At 72.9% G+C, this 14,960-nt stretch carries 16 protein-coding genes and 1 pseudogene; 8 read left to right on the top strand and 9 right to left on the bottom strand.

The annotated features are described in order from the left end of the window. Positions 1 to 9: 9 nt before the first annotated feature. On the top strand, positions 10 to 633 hold the full coding sequence (locus tag C4U44_RS10480; protein WP_407642826.1) for a SigE family RNA polymerase sigma factor: 624 nt from the start codon (positions 10 to 12) through the stop codon (positions 631 to 633). Positions 634 to 639: 6 nt separating this feature from the next. Then, complete coding sequence (locus C4U44_RS10475) at positions 640 to 1,449, top strand: hypothetical protein (protein WP_103885428.1); 810 nt, start codon at positions 640 to 642, stop codon at positions 1,447 to 1,449. Between the two features lie 48 nt (positions 1,450 to 1,497). Here the strand turns inward: C4U44_RS10475 and C4U44_RS10470 are convergent, their stop codons facing one another. The 6 genes from C4U44_RS10470 to C4U44_RS10445 form a co-directional block, all read right to left on the bottom strand. Next, a complete protein-coding gene (locus C4U44_RS10470; RefSeq protein WP_103885427.1) occupies positions 1,498 to 2,343 on the bottom strand; it encodes a prephenate dehydratase in 846 nt (281 codons plus the stop codon). 153 nt (positions 2,344 to 2,496) lie between these two features. Further along, positions 2,497 to 2,811, bottom strand: a complete 315-nt coding sequence (locus C4U44_RS10465) for a helix-turn-helix domain-containing protein (RefSeq protein WP_235031969.1) — start codon at positions 2,809 to 2,811, stop codon at positions 2,497 to 2,499. Positions 2,812 to 3,056: 245 nt separating this feature from the next. Then, positions 3,057 to 4,073: an alcohol dehydrogenase catalytic domain-containing protein gene (locus C4U44_RS10460; protein WP_103885425.1), complete on the bottom strand. Its 1,017-nt coding sequence runs from the start codon at positions 4,071 to 4,073 to the stop codon at positions 3,057 to 3,059. A 231-nt stretch (positions 4,074 to 4,304) separates the two neighbouring features. After that, positions 4,305 to 4,877 (bottom strand): TetR family transcriptional regulator C-terminal domain-containing protein, encoded by a 573-nt coding sequence (locus tag C4U44_RS10455; protein ID WP_103885424.1) that lies wholly within the window; start codon positions 4,875 to 4,877, stop codon positions 4,305 to 4,307. 138 nt (positions 4,878 to 5,015) lie between these two features. Next, the gene (locus tag C4U44_RS10450) at positions 5,016 to 5,564 is read right to left on the bottom strand and encodes a DUF1062 domain-containing protein (protein ID WP_103885423.1); all 549 of its coding nucleotides are present in this window, start codon (positions 5,562 to 5,564) and stop codon (positions 5,016 to 5,018) included. A gap of 240 nt (positions 5,565 to 5,804) precedes the next feature. Then, positions 5,805 to 7,037, bottom strand: a complete 1,233-nt coding sequence (locus tag C4U44_RS10445) for a cation diffusion facilitator family transporter (protein WP_103885422.1) — start codon at positions 7,035 to 7,037, stop codon at positions 5,805 to 5,807. 67 nt (positions 7,038 to 7,104) lie between these two features. On the opposite strand from C4U44_RS10445, the gene C4U44_RS10440 reads away from it, so the two are divergent. Continuing rightward, entirely contained in the window at positions 7,105 to 7,464 is a 360-nt protein-coding gene (locus C4U44_RS10440) for a metalloregulator ArsR/SmtB family transcription factor (RefSeq protein WP_103885421.1), read from the top strand. A gap of 64 nt (positions 7,465 to 7,528) precedes the next feature. Here the strand turns inward: C4U44_RS10440 and C4U44_RS10435 are convergent, their stop codons facing one another. After that, the gene (locus tag C4U44_RS10435; RefSeq protein WP_103885420.1) at positions 7,529 to 8,242 is read right to left on the bottom strand and encodes a TetR/AcrR family transcriptional regulator; all 714 of its coding nucleotides are present in this window, start codon (positions 8,240 to 8,242) and stop codon (positions 7,529 to 7,531) included. 183 nt (positions 8,243 to 8,425) lie between these two features. Here C4U44_RS10435 and C4U44_RS10430 point away from each other — a divergent pair, with 183 nt between their 5' ends. The 3 genes from C4U44_RS10430 to C4U44_RS10420 all read left to right on the top strand — a co-directional run bounded on the left by C4U44_RS10430 (position 8,426) and on the right by C4U44_RS10420 (position 11,228). Next, entirely contained in the window at positions 8,426 to 9,544 is a 1,119-nt protein-coding gene (locus tag C4U44_RS10430; protein WP_235031968.1) for a serine hydrolase domain-containing protein, read from the top strand. Between the two features lie 108 nt (positions 9,545 to 9,652). Beyond that, positions 9,653 to 10,015: a cupin domain-containing protein gene (locus tag C4U44_RS10425; protein WP_103885418.1), complete on the top strand. Its 363-nt coding sequence runs from the start codon at positions 9,653 to 9,655 to the stop codon at positions 10,013 to 10,015. Between the two features lie 37 nt (positions 10,016 to 10,052). After that, positions 10,053 to 11,228: a UDP-N-acetylglucosamine--N-acetylmuramyl-(pentapeptide) pyrophosphoryl-undecaprenol N-acetylglucosamine transferase gene (locus C4U44_RS10420; RefSeq protein ID WP_235032011.1), complete on the top strand. Its 1,176-nt coding sequence runs from the start codon at positions 10,053 to 10,055 to the stop codon at positions 11,226 to 11,228. Between the two features lie 194 nt (positions 11,229 to 11,422). Here the strand turns inward: C4U44_RS10420 and C4U44_RS10415 are convergent, their stop codons facing one another. Next, the gene (locus tag C4U44_RS10415; RefSeq protein ID WP_103885416.1) at positions 11,423 to 12,649 is read right to left on the bottom strand and encodes a VWA domain-containing protein; all 1,227 of its coding nucleotides are present in this window, start codon (positions 12,647 to 12,649) and stop codon (positions 11,423 to 11,425) included. A 251-nt stretch (positions 12,650 to 12,900) separates the two neighbouring features. Here C4U44_RS10415 and C4U44_RS10410 point away from each other — a divergent pair, with 251 nt between their 5' ends. Continuing rightward, on the top strand, positions 12,901 to 13,374 hold the full coding sequence (locus tag C4U44_RS10410) for a cupin domain-containing protein (protein WP_103885415.1): 474 nt from the start codon (positions 12,901 to 12,903) through the stop codon (positions 13,372 to 13,374). Positions 13,375 to 13,453: 79 nt separating this feature from the next. Here the strand turns inward: C4U44_RS10410 and C4U44_RS10405 are convergent, their stop codons facing one another. Next, on the bottom strand, positions 13,454 to 14,080 hold the full coding sequence (locus C4U44_RS10405; RefSeq protein ID WP_103885414.1) for a hypothetical protein: 627 nt from the start codon (positions 14,078 to 14,080) through the stop codon (positions 13,454 to 13,456). 91 nt (positions 14,081 to 14,171) lie between these two features. Here C4U44_RS10405 and C4U44_RS10400 point away from each other — a divergent pair. Further along, positions 14,172 to 14,705: pseudogene (locus C4U44_RS10400) on the top strand (NAD(P)-dependent oxidoreductase); the annotation flags it as partial. Between the last annotated feature and the right edge of the window lie 255 nt (positions 14,706 to 14,960).

The raw sequence follows: 14,960 nt of genomic DNA, 5'->3' as shown, positions 1-14,960 counted from the left end.
GCCCCGTCACTGGGGCTGCCGGCCCGGAGCGCCCAGCGCCCCGGGCCGGCGGCCCCGCCCCCGTCCGCGGCGCGGGCGGGAGAGGGGCGCCGCCCGCGTGATCCCGCCGCACCCGCCGCCACGGAACGGACCGGGGCCGGCTGGGACTTCGACAGCTACGCGGCGGCGCGCTGGCCCACGCTCGTGCACACCGCCTACCTGCTCACCGGCGACCGCCACGAGGCGGAGGACGTCGTCCAGGCCACCCTCGCCAAGGTGTACCTGGCCTGGAACCGGATCAGCCGGCTCGACGAACCCGACGCCTACGTCCACCGCGCCCTGGTCAACAACAACCTCAGCCGCTTCCGCAAGCGCCGCGTCGTCCAGCTGCTGACCTCCGTCATCCCCGACCGCCCGCGCGAACCGCCACAGGACCAGGTCGAGGAGCGCGCCTTACTCGTCTCGGCGCTCGCCACCCTGCCGCCACGGCAGCGCGCGGCGGTCGTCCTGCGCTACTGGGAGGACCTCAGCGAGCACCAGGTCGCCGAGATCCTCGGCTGCAGTACAGGCAACGTGAAGAGCCAGGCCAGCCGCGGCCTGCGCAAGCTACGGGAACACCCGGCACTGGCCGCCCTGGCCCATGGAGAGGGGTGACAGGCGTTGAGCACACCACCGCCCGACGGCACGGCAGCGCCCCACGGCCCCCGCGCCGCCTCCAACCGGGAACCCGGCGGCACGTCCGACCCGCGGTCCCGCGGCATGTCCGCCGAGGACCGGGTCCGGGCCGCCCTGCACGACGCCGTACGCGCCGTCGAGCCGTCCCCCTGGCGGTCGGCCGCGGTCAGGCAGCGGGCCGCACGGCTCCGCCGGGCCCGCAGGATCGCCGCGACACTCCCCGTGGTCACCGCGGTCGCGGCCTGCGCCGTCGTCATGGCGGCGGCGAGCCACGACCGGGCGCCCGACAGGCCGGCCCCGCCCGCCGTGTCCACCAGCGCGCCGACCCCGAGCCCCCTGCCCACGACCCCGGCACCCGCCGTGCGCGTCGTCCAGCCGGGGCGGCCCTTCTCCGTCGGCGACGGTGAGCGGATGAAACTGGAACCCACCCGGCGCTGCATCGCCGAGAGCGGCGACGTCTGGCAGTGCGACGACCTCGGCGGAGGCAACCACCCCGCCGGCAGCCTGAGTTCGCAGAACCGCGGCGACGCGCACCACGTCGTCCTCGCCCCGCTGTACACCGGACCCGTGCTTCCGGCGCGGATGACCGTCACGATCGAGGGCCGGAGGTATCCGGTCCGGCTCGTCACCCTGCCCGGCCACCCCGGTTACGCCTCCGGCTACCTCATCGGCCCGCCCCCGCCGGGCCCCGACACGATGCCCGCGATGACGCTCCGGGCCTTCGACGCCGACGGCACCCTCATGGCGACCCTCGTCTCCCCCGCCTCGGGCTCCTCCACCGGCACCCGCTCCTGAACGGACCGCGGGTTGCGTACGGCGGTACCGCGCGTACGGCGCCTCAGGTCACTGCGCGCGTCCCGCGATGCGGAAGGGCGCGGACGGATACACCCCGAGCAGCCGCACCTCGGAGGAGAAGAACTCCAGTTCCTCCAGGGCGAGGGTGACCCGGGCCTCCTGGGGGTGGCCCTCGATCTCGATGTAGAAGCGGCTGGGATACAGCCCCGCGCCCATCTGGTAGCTCTCGATCTTGGTGATGTTCACGGCGTTGCTGGCGAAGCCGCCCAGCGCCTTGTAGAGCGCGCTCGGGATGTTCCGCACGCAGAAGAACAGGCTCGACATGGTGGGGGCGCCGGTGTCCTCGGGCAGGACGGCCTCCCGGGACAGCACGACGAAGCGGGTGGTGTTGTCCGGGTCGTCCTCGACACCGGCCCGCACCACGTCCAGGCCGTACGTACGCGCGGCAGCGGGCGGGGCCAGCGCCGCGTGCCGGGGGTCACCGAGTTCGGCCACCTCGCGCGCGGCGCCCGCCGTGTCCTGCGTGACCAGCGTCCGCCAGCCGCCCTCGCGCAGGACCTTGCGGCACTGGCCCAGCGCGTGCACGTGGCTGCGGACGCACTCGATCCCCTCCCGGGTGCCGCCGGGCACGACGACCAGGTCGAAGCGGATGGGCAGGAAGTACTCCCCGATGATGGACAGGCCCGACTCGGGCAGCAGGTGGTGCACGTCCGCGACGCGCCCGGCGGCCGAGTTGTCCACCGGGATCACCGCGAGGTCCGCGCTGCCGAGCGTCACCGCCTCCAGCGCCTGCTCGAAACTGGTGCAGGGCAGGCCGGTGCTGCCGGGGTAGAGATCGGCGGTCGCGGCGGCCGAGTTGGATCCCGGCTCCCCCTGGTAGGCAATGGTGGTCATGCTGCTGGCTCTCCTGCCCGTTCATCGGTCGCCCCGGTCACCGGCGCCCGCCCATGTTCCCCGGTCACGGTCGCGGCCTCCAACTCCTCTTCCTTCACGCGGTGCCGCGGCCGGCCCCGCGAGGACCTCCGGACCGCCTCTGCGGCCGCCCCGTCAGGGGCGCAGCAGGGTGTCGCCGGCCAGGGCGGCGGCGCCGTCACCGGACTCCCGCACCCGCGCGACGGTCTCCTCGGCTCCCGAGGCGGTCACGCCGGTGCCGACGTTCTCGCGCAGGATCTCGGCCTTGCCGCCCGCGCTCGCGTACACGGTCTTCACCGCGATCCCCGCCTCGCGGGCGATATCGGGGACGGTGACCTGTGCGTATCCCCGCTCCAGGAACAGCCGCCGGGCCGCGTCCACGATGTCGTGCCGCGTGGCGGCGGCAGCCTCGGCGCGTCGCGGGGAGTGGTACGGGCGGCTCACGGACACCTCCGCAGCCTACGCTGTGAGCCGTTGACCTGGTCCGGGCCCGGGCCCCAGGTGAGCGGGCAGGACGCGGTGGGCCGGCCCGCCGCGTACCCGCGACGGCAGCGCTCTCCCTGGCCGTCTCGGCGCCCGGGTCCCTCCCCGCGACCGCGGTCGCGCAGGACGCCGGGCCGACCGCCGGCGACACCGGGGTACGCGGTGGGCCGGCCCGCCGCGTACTCCGCGCTCACCCGGGCCCCGGAGCGGCCTCAGGCGGCGGCGTCGATCACCACGCGGAAGCGGGCCTGCCCGGCGAGCATGCGCGCATACCCCTTCGGGGCGTCCGCGAGGGGGACGGTCTCGATCCGCGGCCGGATCCCGTTGGCGACGCTGAAGGCGAGGTTGTCCTCGTTCTGGATCGGCGTGCCGGTGAGGTGGCCCAGCAGGCTGCGCGAACCGAAGATCAGCTCGGTGGTCCGCACCTCCAGCGGGTCCGGAGCGGCGCCGAGGACGACGAGCCGCCCGCGCGGGGCGAGCCCTGCGACCAGGGGGCTCATGGACGCGCCGCTCGACGCGGTCGCCAGCACCGCCGCCGCACCGCCGAGCGCCTGCAGGGCCGCGGCCGGGTCCTGCGCGCTGCTGTCGATGTAGTGGTGGGCGCCGAGCCCGAGGGCCAACTCCTCCTTCTCGGCGCCCCGGGCGATCGCCGCCACCCGGTGGCCGAGGCTGCGCGCGTACTGCAGGGCGAGGTGGCCGAGTCCGCCGATGCCCTGGACCGCGACGAGCGAACCCGGGGAGGCGCCGGCCTGCTGCAGCCCGGTGAAGGTGGTCAGGCCGGCGCACAGCAGCGGGGCCGCCTCGGCGGGAGCGATGCCCTCGGGCACGCGGACCAGGCCGCTGGTCCGGGCGTGCACGTACTCGGCGTAGCCGCCGTCGACGGTGGTCCCGGTCTGCTCCTGGTCGGTGCAGTTGACGAAGTCGCCGCGGCGGCAGGGGTCGCACTCGCCGCAGTGGCCGGCGAGGAAGCCGACGCCGACCCGCTCGCCGACGTGCCAGGCGCGCACGCCGGGGCCGACGGCGTCGATGACGCCCACGATCTCGTGGCCGGGCACCACCGGCCGGCTCGGGTCGGCCCGCAGGCCCTCGACGGCGAGCACGTCGGTGTGGCACACCCCGCAGTACTCGACCCGGACCCGCACCTCGTGCGGGGCGGGTTCGCGCAGTTCGCGCGCGACGAGCCGGAAGTCGTGGGAGCCGGTGACTTCCAGTGCACGGTAGGTGTTCATGACTGTCCCTCTGTCGGTCGGACGTGGTTCCCCGTTTCAATATGACCGACCATCTTTAAATCCGCAAACGGCTCGGCCGTGGGTCGACGGTGGTGGGTGGCCGAGGGCCATGGAGGACCGCGGAGGCCCGTAGAGGGCGGCGCGGGGCAGCACGGAGGGCTGCCGGGAAGTGTCGGGACCGCCGGGAAGCGCCGGGGACCGCCGAGGGTGCGGGAGCCCCCGACCTCCGCCTCAGCGCAGGACGACCTCGAAGACCGTGCGGAAGAACGCCTCGAAGGGGGCGTACGACTTCTCCGCGCGGGCGGTGAGCAGGGTGCCCTCCCAGGCGCTGAGGAGGAACAGCGAGGTGGCCGCGATGTCCAGCCCGGGCGCGATGTCCCCGGCCTCCCGGGCCTCGGCCAGCACTTGGCGGATGTGCCCGGCCCACGTCGCGAAGCCGTCGCGGAGCGCGCCCCGCAACTCGTCGTTGTGGTCGCCCACTTCGGCGCTGAGGTTGCCCATCAGGCAGCCCTGGGCGTAGCCGCTCTCGACGGTCTCGGCGCCCAGGTGCTCGAAGTGCGCCCGCAGCCGCTGCAGCGGGGGGCGCCCCGGGGCGGTGAGCATGTCGAAGCGCCGGCTCTCGCCGTACCGGCCGATCGCCTCGGCCGCGCTCTCCTCCTTGCTGGAGAAGTGGTTGTAGAACGACCCCTTCGGCACCCCGGCCGCCGTGGTGATGTCGGCGATGCCGGTGGCGTGGAAACCCTGCGCGTGGAACCGCTGCAGGGCTGCCCTGGCGATCTCCTCGCGCTTCGACGGACGCGCCATGACGGCACACCTCCCTCGATCGACTGCCCAATATGGCCGGTCGCCTTCACAAACGCAAACCCGGGCGCTCCGGGCGCACGGGTCCCCCCGGGACGGGGCCGCCCACCTCCTCTCCTCGGCCCCGCCCCAGGGGAGGGTTCAGCGTTTGAGGGTGAAGGTGAAGTCGCCGGAGAGCCGTCCGCCCAGCCGGACCGCCGAGACGATCCTCCCCTCCGCGATCAGCCTCTCGACCTCGGCTCGCGGAAGCGCGCAGCCCTCGGCGATCAGCCGGACCGGCCGGACCGGGATTCGCGCCGCGAACCGCACCGAGACGTCGATCACCTCGCGGTCCAGGTGATCCGATCCGCCGGTGTCGAGGCACCAGGCGCCGTCCCAGTCCAGGGCGATGCGGTTGCGGCGCCGCACGACCGGATCCTGGAGCAACTCGGCCGCCAGGGCGAGGTCGTTGCCATGGAGCCGGTCCAGCAGGTCGGCCGGCACGGAGCGGACGTTGACCCGCTCCAGGACCGTGAGTTTCGCCGTCTCCCCGCAGGCGGTGCACAGCACCAGGAGCCAGACGTCGAGGAGTTTGTGGTGGGCGTTGACACGGAATTTTCCGCCGGCCCGGAAGCGCCCCGACGGGCACGTACGGCAGCGCCGGAGGACGAGAGGCAGGCAGGTGGGCATGACCACCCAGTTTTCGAGCACGGGAGTACACCGGTTCCAGTGAGAAGTCCGCAGCAAAAAGCAGCGCGGCGCGCAGGCGCGACGCGCGACCGATCAGCGCTCGGGAGGTCTCACACGGTGTACAACGGCATGTCCTTGCCTGGACGACGTGGTTCGGCGGCACGCTAGCGGCGCGCGACGGCGGCGTTCCACCGGTTTTCCGGCGCCGGGTCGGAGCAGGGCGGGGCAGGGCGGGGCAGGGCGGGGCGCCGGGCCCCTCGCTCACCGGGTGGGGGCGCTCCCCGGGGCCGCCCCGGCGTGGTGGGCCAGCGCGGCATGGGAGTCCGCGCTGCTCGCTCCGGTCAGGACGGTCCGGCCGTGCTCGACATGCTCGGCGAGCACGGTGTGGCCGGCGGGCTCGGTGTGGTCGGTGTGCACGGTCGCCGCCGTCAGCCGCGGAACGGCGTGGATCAGGGCGTGTTCGGCGTCCACGGCCAAGGCGTGCGCGCGCACCACGGTCAGCTCGGGGTCGACGACGATGTCGGCCTCCGCCCGCAGGGCATGGCCGATCCAGCGCATCCGCACCTGCCCGACGCCCCGCACGCCCGCGACGCCGCGCAGCGCCTCCTCGGCGGCGTCGACCAGCGCGGGGTCGACGGAGTCCATCAGCCGGCGGCAGACCTCGCGGGCAGCGTCCTTGAGGACCGTCAGGATGGCCAGCGTGATGAGCAGGCCGACGGCGGGGTCGGCCCACCGCCAGCCGATCGCGGCGCCGCCGGCGCCCAGGAGCACGGCCAGCGAGGTGAAGCCGTCGGTACGGGCGTGCAGGCCGTCGGCCACCAGCGCGGCCGAGCCGATCCGCCGCCCGGTCCGGATCCGGTAGCGCGCGACCCACTCGTTGCCGGCGCACCCGGCGCCCGCCGCGATCGCCACCGCCCACAGGTGGGTGACGTCCTGGGGGTGCACGAACCGGTCGACGGCCTCGTAGGCGGCCGCCGCGGACGAGGCGGCGACCGTCAGCAGGATCGCGACGCCCGCCAGGTCCTCCGCGCGCCCGTACCCGTAGGTGTAACGGCGGGTCGCGGCCCTGCGGCCGAGCAGGAAGGCGATGCCCAGCGGGACGGCCGTCAGCGCGTCCGCGACGTTGTGGACGGTGTCCCCGAGCAGGGCGACCGAGCCGGAGACGGCGACGATCACGGCCTGGACGAGCGCGGTCGAGCCGAGGACGGCCAGCGAGATCCACAGGGTGCGCAGGCCCTCGCGCGAGGTCTCCAGCGCGGAGTCGACCTTGTCCCTCGCCTCGTGGCTGTGCGGCCTGAGGACGTGTGCGATCCGGTGCCGCAGACGGGACCAGCGCCGCGAGGTGTGCGGGTGGTCGGCGTGCGGGTGGTCGTGATCGTGCGAGTGGCCGTGGCCGTTCGGGTGGTCGTGGCCGCCGTGCGGGTCGGCGTGGCCCCCCGGAACGTGGCCGTGGCCGTGGCCGTGCGGTTCGTGGGTCCGCGGCTGCTCGCTCACCGTGCCACCTTCCGACGCGCGTCGGCCCGGACTGGACCTCCGGCTCCCATCAAACCATCATGTGCGTATGGATGCACGCATGCACTTGTCAGGTGCGCATGATGCGCAACAGCGCGAGGACGGCGATCGGCTGGCCGCGGCCGTCGAGGTACTCGGCCTCCTGGCCGACCGGACCCGGCTGGTGCTCCTGCGCCGCCTCGGCGAGGGCGAGGCGGACGTCACCACGCTGACCGAATCCGCCGGCGGGGCGACGCGGACCTCGGTCAGCCAACACCTGGCCCGGCTGCGGCTGGCCGGGCTGGTCACCACCCGGAAGGACGGCCGCCGCGTCGTGTACGCGCTGCGCCACGGCCACCTGCGCCGCCTCGTCGACGAGGCGCTGAGCGTCGCGGACCACCAGCTCGGCCGGCTGCCCTCGCACGACTGACCGCCGGGGCCCCGCCCGGGCGGGCGCGGGTCACAGGCGCGCGGTCAGCGGGACAGTCGCGCGGTCACGCCGAAGGACGCGCAGGACCCTCGCCCCCGGGTGCGGCCGAACCGTGCGGCGCACCCGCCCGCACCACCGCCTCGACCTGGGCGAGCTGGTCCGCGAGGAGTTCCTCGAACACGGCACGGCGGTCGGCTCCGAGAGGGCGGATGTCGCGGGCGAAGTGGGCCAGGGCCGGGAAGCGCTCGGGGTCGGCGCCCAGGACCGCCACGCGGAACAGCTCCATCCCCTGCTCGTACTCGTCCGGCGTGATCGAGGCGACGCCCGCCTCGGAAGCGATCAACGCAGCGAGCAGGACCGCCATCCGGTGGTAGCGCACCGGGATCTCGGCGTCGGGCAGCCCCGACGCCCGCAGCGCCTCCAGCACTTCTTCCATCACCAGCCGGGAACCGGTACCGCCCGACGCGTAACGCCCCCAGACCGCGGCGAGTTGGGGCTGCCGGCCGAAGGCGTCCCGCAGCCGCAGGGCCAGCGCCATGATGCGCTGCTTCCAGTCGCCCTCCGCGCGGTGATCCTCCATCGCGGCGAGCAGCACCCGGTCCGCGACCGCGCGCAGGAGCTCGGTCTTGCTGCGGAAGTGCCGGTAGAGGCTGGAGGAGTCGGTCCCCAGCACCGCGGCCAGCCTGCGCACGCTGAACGAGTCCGCGTCGCTGGTGCGCAGCAGCTCCGCCGCCGCGTCCAGGATCTCCTCCGTCGACCAACGCCTCCGGCCAGCCATCGTCCTCCTCGTTCCGATGTCACCCTAACCCATGCACTTGGTGTTGCACGCACCGCGTGCATAATGGGGACATGGGGTGGCGCACGGCACTCGGGGGACGAGCGACCGTCCCCCGTACCCGGTGATCCGGGGTCGGGCGGCCCGTGCGCGGCACCCTTCGGACACGACGAAAGGACGCCTGACGTGAAGAGCACACTCGACACCGCCGCGCTGGACGCGGCCGTCGACTCCGTCCACCGGGCCGGGATACCGGGCCTGTTCGCCGAGGTGCGGGACGGCGACGCGATCTGGCGCGGCGCCGCCGGGGTCGCCGACCTCGCCACCGGCCGCCCCGTCACCGCCGACCTGCGGCACCGCGTCGGCAGCATCACCAAGACGTTCACCGCGGCCGCGGTCCTGCGGCAGGTCGAGGACGGCCGGATCGGCCTCGACGCGCCCGTCGGCCGGTACCTTCCGGAGCTGGTCCCCGGGGAGCGCGGGGAGGCGATCACCGTCCGGATGCTGCTGAACCACACCAGCGGCCTCGCCGAGTACCTGCCGTACGCCTATCCCTCCCTCAAGGCATTCCCCGACCTCGCGCGCACCGGGCCGGAGAGCCTGGAGGAGCACCGGCTCACCCGGTTCGACCCCGTCGACCTGATCGGCATGGGGGTCGGCGCGCTCGCCACCGGCGCCCCGGGCAGCACCCCGGGGCTGTACTCCAACACCAACTACCTGCTCCTCGCCCGCCTCCTGGAGGAGGTGACCGGCAGCACGGCCGAGGACTGCATCACCCGCGACGTCATCGAGCGCGCCGGCCTCCGGGACACCGCGTTCCCCACCGGCCCGTCGATCGAGGAACCGCACGCGCGGCTGTACGAGGCGTGGTTCGGCATGATCGACCCGCCGCGCGACCACAGCGTCCAGGACATGTCGTGGGTCGGGCCGTCGGCCTCGCTGACATCGACCGTCTCGGACCTCAACCGCTTCTACCGCCTGCTGCTGGCCGGCGAGATCGTCGCCCCGTCCTCGCTGGCGCAGATGCGGCGTACGGTCCGCGTCGTCTCCCAGGAGGGACGGACGATCGAGTACGGTCTCGGGCTGCACCCGATGGAGGGTGCCGGCCAGGACGCGTTCTGGGGCCACGGCGGCACGGTCTGGGGTGGCGGGGCGCTGGCCATGACCCGTGCCGACGGCCGGCGGCAGCTGGCGGTCGCGGTCAACCTGCAGCGGTGGAACCGGCTCGACTCCTCCGGCAGGCCGCAGCCCCACCCGATCGACGCGGCGCTCGGGCGGCTGTACCGGGTGGCGTTGCTCGGCTGAGGTCCTCCCGCTTCCCCGCTCGGGAGGCGGCCCGGTCCGAGATGCGCGCGCCGCGGTGCGGGGCGACGATGACGGCATCCCCAGCCGATCGACCCGGGAGAGTGCGCCATGGCCGGCCTGGTCCGCAAGAACTTCGACGACCCGGAGGACGTCCGCCTGTTCGAGGAGGGCAAGGGCAGGCTCGACCTCGTCGGCTTCGACACCGGTCCGGTCGGCCGGGCGGTGTTCGAACCCGGGTGGAAGTGGTCCCGGCACGTCAAACCGATCGCGGGGACCGACAGTTGCCAGGCCGCCCACATGGGCTACTTCGTGGCGGGCCGCATGAGGATCGCCATGGACGACGGCGAGGAGGCGGAGTTCGGCCCGGGCGACTTCGCCGTGATCCCGCCCGGCCACGATGCCTGGACGGTGGGCGACGAGCCGTGCGTCTTCATCGACTGGCAGGGCTTCGCCGACTACGCGAAGCGGTGACACCCTCCCGCCCCGGGGAGCCGCTAGGGTGCGCGAGGTGAACCATGCCTCTCCTCTCCCCCGCACCTTCCGGCTCATCGTCACCGGAGGTGGGACCGGCGGCCACACCTACCCGGCCCTGACCGCCATCCGCACGCTGCAGGCCCGGCTCGCCGCCGGCGGCGGCGCACTCGACGTCCTGTGGATCGGTACCGACAACGGCCTGGAGGCGCGGGTCGCCCCGGCCGAGGGCATCGCCTTCAGCACCGTCGCCACGGGCAAGATCCGCCGCTCCGCCAACCCGCTGAAGATGGTGTCGCCGGCGAACGTCCGCGACATGGCACGCGTGCCGCTCGGCGTCGCGCAGGCCAGGAGGATCATCGCCCGCTTCCGGCCGGACGTCGTGCTCGCCACCGGCGGGTACGTCGCCGTCCCCGCCGGCCTGGCCACCCGCATGTGCCACCGCCCGCTGGTGCTGCACGAGCAGACCGTGCGCCTGGGGCTGGCCAACCGCCGGCTCGCGGGGTCGGCGACGCGGATCGCGGTCTCGTCGGAGTCCTCGCTGCCACTGCTGCCGGAGTCCGTACGGGACGTCGCGGTGGTGACGGGCAACCCGATCCGCCCGGAGGTGCTGACCGGCCACGCGGACAAGGCGATCGCCGCGCTGGGGTCGTACGGCTTCGATCCGCGGCTCCCGACCCTGTACGTCACCGGTGGCGCCCAGGGCTCGCAGCAGATCAACGAGGTGGTCGGGGCAGCCCTGCCGTGGCTGCTGGAACGGGCGAACGTCATCCACCAGTGCGGGCCGGCCCACGTCGACGACCTGCGGCGCCATGCGGCCCTGCTCCGCCCGGAGTTGGCGGAGCGGTACCACCTGACGGGCTTCGTCGGACCGGAGTTGCCGGATGTCCTGGCGCTGGCGGACCTGGTGGTCTCCCGGAGCGGCGCCGGCACGCTCGCCGAGCTGACCGCCCTCGGCAAGCCCGCGGTCTTCATCCCGCTGGCTTCGTCGGCCGGGAACGAACAGGCGCACAACGCACGGCACTTGGCGGACAGCGGGGCGGCCGTCGCGCTGCTCGGCGAGGTGACCGCCGACACGTTGCGCGAGGCGGCGGGCCCGCTCCTGACCGATCCCGCGCGGCGGGCGGCGATGGCGGAGCGGGCGAGGTCGCACGGCCGCCCGGACGCGGCGGACCGGCTGGTGGACGTGATCCTTTCCGCGGCGTCCGGCTGACCCGCCCGGCCGCGCGGCCGGCCGGGCCGGTGGGACAGGGCGGACGGTTCCCGGGGGTTGGACAGGATGGTGAGACGGATATCGACATAGAGCCATGTCGAAACAAGCGGCGGCGGAGGCACTCGGGAACTCCTCCCGGATCAGCCCTGACCACGTGACGGCGAGCAGGCACGCAGGCAGCGAACGGATGATCGCTACCGGCTCATCCAGGTTCCGAACCCTTCCAACAGGCCGGCGTAGAACGTCTCATCCGGTACGGCCTCGGGGTTCTTGCTGGCCTCGAAGAAGGCCACGTTCGCGAACCGGGCGGACGTGGAAGCGTTGAGGTTCTTGAAGAAGGCGAGCTTTCCGTGCCCGAAGCCCACGAACAGCCAGAACACACCCGAGTCGGAGGTGTTCTGCAGCACGGAACGGAACTCCGACTTGTCCCAGGGTTCGTCCCCGACGTGCACGATGACGAACGCGGGATCCTCGGCGCCGGACTCCTGATAGTGGTCGACGGCGGTGCGCATGGCCGTGCCGACGTCACCCCAGCCCCAGCCGACCTGCGTGTGCAACCGCCCGATCCGGCCAGGATAGTTGTCGAGTCGGATCTCCTCCAGGAACGGCTCCTTCCCGCTGGAGAAGATCACCGGCACGGTCCCGTCGTCGTCGAGGTTCACCGACAGGGCGAGGACCCGCTCGGCGAACGCCTGTACCGCGAACGACTCGTACAGCTCCTTCGTGGCCCAGTCGTGGTCGAGGATGAGGTACACCGCCGCATGCCTGCCGGCTGCTCCGGAGCGCGCCAGCGCCTGCGTTGCCTGGCGCGTGGTCGCGAGCAGAGCCGGAGCCTGTGCCGCGACCTTCGACAGGCTCGCTTGATCCACGTCCGAAACGGTGGTCGATGTTCCCGGGCCGCGGGGCCGCGGCAGTGACGTCGACGGCTCCGGATCCACGTGGACGCCGTAATCGGTGGCGAGACCGGCCAGCCCTGAGGCGTAGCCCTGCCCTACGGCCCGCACCTTCCAGCCTCCCGAGCGGCGGTAGATCTCGACGAGTACGACGACCGTCTCCCCCGCCGCGAAGTCCGGTGGGGTGAAGGCCAGTCCGGTGCCGTCCGCCTGGGTGGCGGTGAGGACGGGTGCCGTGGTGAACACCGTCCCCGGACGGGACGGGTCCACGCTGGCGACGACCACCACGGTGCCGACATCCGCGGGGATACGCGGGAGGTCAGCGGTGACGGTCCCGCCACTGAGGCTTACGCCGCTTTGCTCCGGGTGGTTGTAGAAGACCAGGTCGTCATCGCTCCGGACCTTGCCGTTCGCGCCGAGAAGGAGCGCCGAGACATCCGCGGGCGTCCCCCTCGTCGCCACCTGCAACGCCACGGACTGCGACTCGAGAGCCGCGTTCCCACCCTTGCTCAGCGACAGTGCTTCCATGCGCCTCGGACATCCCCTCATCCACCCGTTCCCGGCCCACCGTTCACGAACGGTAGCAACGTGATCACCACCGTGAAAGAGCACGACAGAACGCTGGATTCGAAGCGTCGGGCAACAGCGACTAAAATGATGGTGGCTGCCGATCCGCAGGGCGCGTTGATGTGTGTCCCGCCCTCTCGCGGATCGATGTACTCGGGAACATCGGCCCCCCTCGGGCTCCGAAGACGATGGGTTCGATCGAAGGAGTAGCCATGGAAGCCCCCACTCCCGCGCTGGTCGTGCAACCCGGTGAGGCGGCCGGTGCGACGTTGTCGGACGGCGCGTTCGAGCTCCTCGCCGACGGGGGTGCGGTCAGCGCCAGCCGACTCACCCTGACCACCGGTGCCGACGGGGCGCCCCCGCACCACCACAAGCTCTCCCACGAGGTTTTCTACGTGCTGGGCGGGACGATGCTCTTCCGCCTCGGTGACACGCTGACCACGGTGGGCAAGGGCGGGCTCGTCATCATTCCACCGGGCCTGCCGCACGTCTTCGGGGCCGCGGAGGGCCAGGAGGCAGACGTGTACGTCGTCCTCAGCCCCGGTATCGAGCGCTTCGGCTACTTCGAGCGGCTGGCCGAGATCAGCCGCGGTGAGGCGGAATTCGCCTCGCTGATGCCCGAGCAGGACCGTTACGACGTGCACTTCGACGACATCCCCGACTGGCGGTCCGCCCCGTCGTCGTAGGGCGCGGCCCCCTCTCCCGCCACGGTCCCGGTGCGCATCAGCCCACTTCGAGGACCGTCGCGTTCCCCTCACGCGTCTCTCACGCACCGCTCACGCATTCAGCGGCCGCGATCTCGACATGGCGGGCGACCCGGAGCAGATCCTGGGTCCGGAAGAAGGCTGCCGTGTCGTCCGCCCAGGCAGCAGGGGTTTGCCGCTCCCGGAGCCGGCGGACGCAGTCGGCCAGCAGATGGTGCTGCTCGGGCCCCAAGGGCCCACCGGATGCGAGACAGGCGGCCACGCAGCGTTCCAGGTCCCCGGCAACCGGGTCACCGGCGGTCATGGGGACCCACCGCCGCCGGACCAGGAACGTCAGAGCGTGCAACGCCCCCTCCCGCGGAGCTCCCGACCACCACAACTCCCGGTAGGGATTCCGCTCCGCCTGCCGCGGCCGGCGTTCCCCCTGCCCCTTGGCGGCGCTTCGCGCCTCGTCGAACGCCCGCAGCTCCGCGTGCCATGCCGCCCGACTCGCCTCCAGCACGCCAAGCGCTCGGAGCAGGGCACCCTCGTCCCGGCTGAAGCGACCCGCTTTGGCCTCGAGCAGGCTCAACGTCGCGTGAAAGCCGATCGGTCGGTACAACTGCACGCACGACCGGAGCCGCGCCACCCGGAGACCGTGGGGCAGTTCGGCGTCGCGGACCTTCCTCGCGATGGTGTTGAAGCTCACCCGGATAGCGTAGGCAGCTCGAGCCTATCCACCGCCGAGTCCCGAAGTCGGTGCTCGTCGGGCCGCCGCGGCGAGCCGCGCCCGTACGACCGACTCCGCCAACGGCCACAAGCGGTACGCCGAGGCCGAGAAACCTCCCTGCCCCGTAGTGTCCGTCGCCCGGTCCCCGCTCAAGGACCCCGAGGACTTCCTCGTCGGCCAGTCCGTCGTGTTCTCCACCGAGGCCCTCATGCGCGGCCGCGGCGACATCATGCACGGCCGGCCCGCGCTCGTCATCGGGTTCGGGAAGCTCGGCTCCTCCATCGCCCGCCTGCTGCACGCCAAGGGGGTGCAGGTCACCGTGTACGACATCGACCCGATCCGCCGCACCCAAGCGCTCAGCCAGGGATTCACCGTCGCCCGCGATCGCGACGCCGCCCTCCACAACGCGGGCTTGGTGCTGTGCGCGACCGGCTCCGTCTCCCTGCGCAGCGAGGACTTCTCCGCGCTCCGTAACGGGGCCTACGTCGCCACCGTTACCAGCAGCGAGGACGAACTCGACCTCGCCGGGCTACCCGAGGTCTACAACCGCACCCGCGACAGAGACCACGTCACGCGGTACCAAACCACGGGCCACTACTTCTACTGCGGGCACTGGGTGCAGCGCTCCGGCATCCCCTCGCGGCCCGCCACTTCGGCATGCACGCCGGGGTGCTTGCAGCTCGCGCAGAACATGTGGTGCTCCTCACGTCATCGAGGGACGAACCCCCTCAACTGCTAGGTGGGCTCGCGGGCGATCCGACAGGAATTCGCGCACATGATCGTCTACCTCTCGGGCCGGCTATGGGCCAGCAAGCGATCCCTACGCCCCCGAAAACGCGAAGAACCCCGGTCGACTTGT

The sequence above is a fragment of the Actinacidiphila yanglinensis genome (genome assembly GCF_900107965.1).
Taxonomy (GTDB): domain Bacteria; phylum Actinomycetota; class Actinomycetes; order Streptomycetales; family Streptomycetaceae; genus Actinacidiphila; species Actinacidiphila yanglinensis.
The sequence above is the reverse complement of the archived record's forward strand: the minus strand, read 5'-3'. Positions and strand labels throughout refer to the sequence as shown.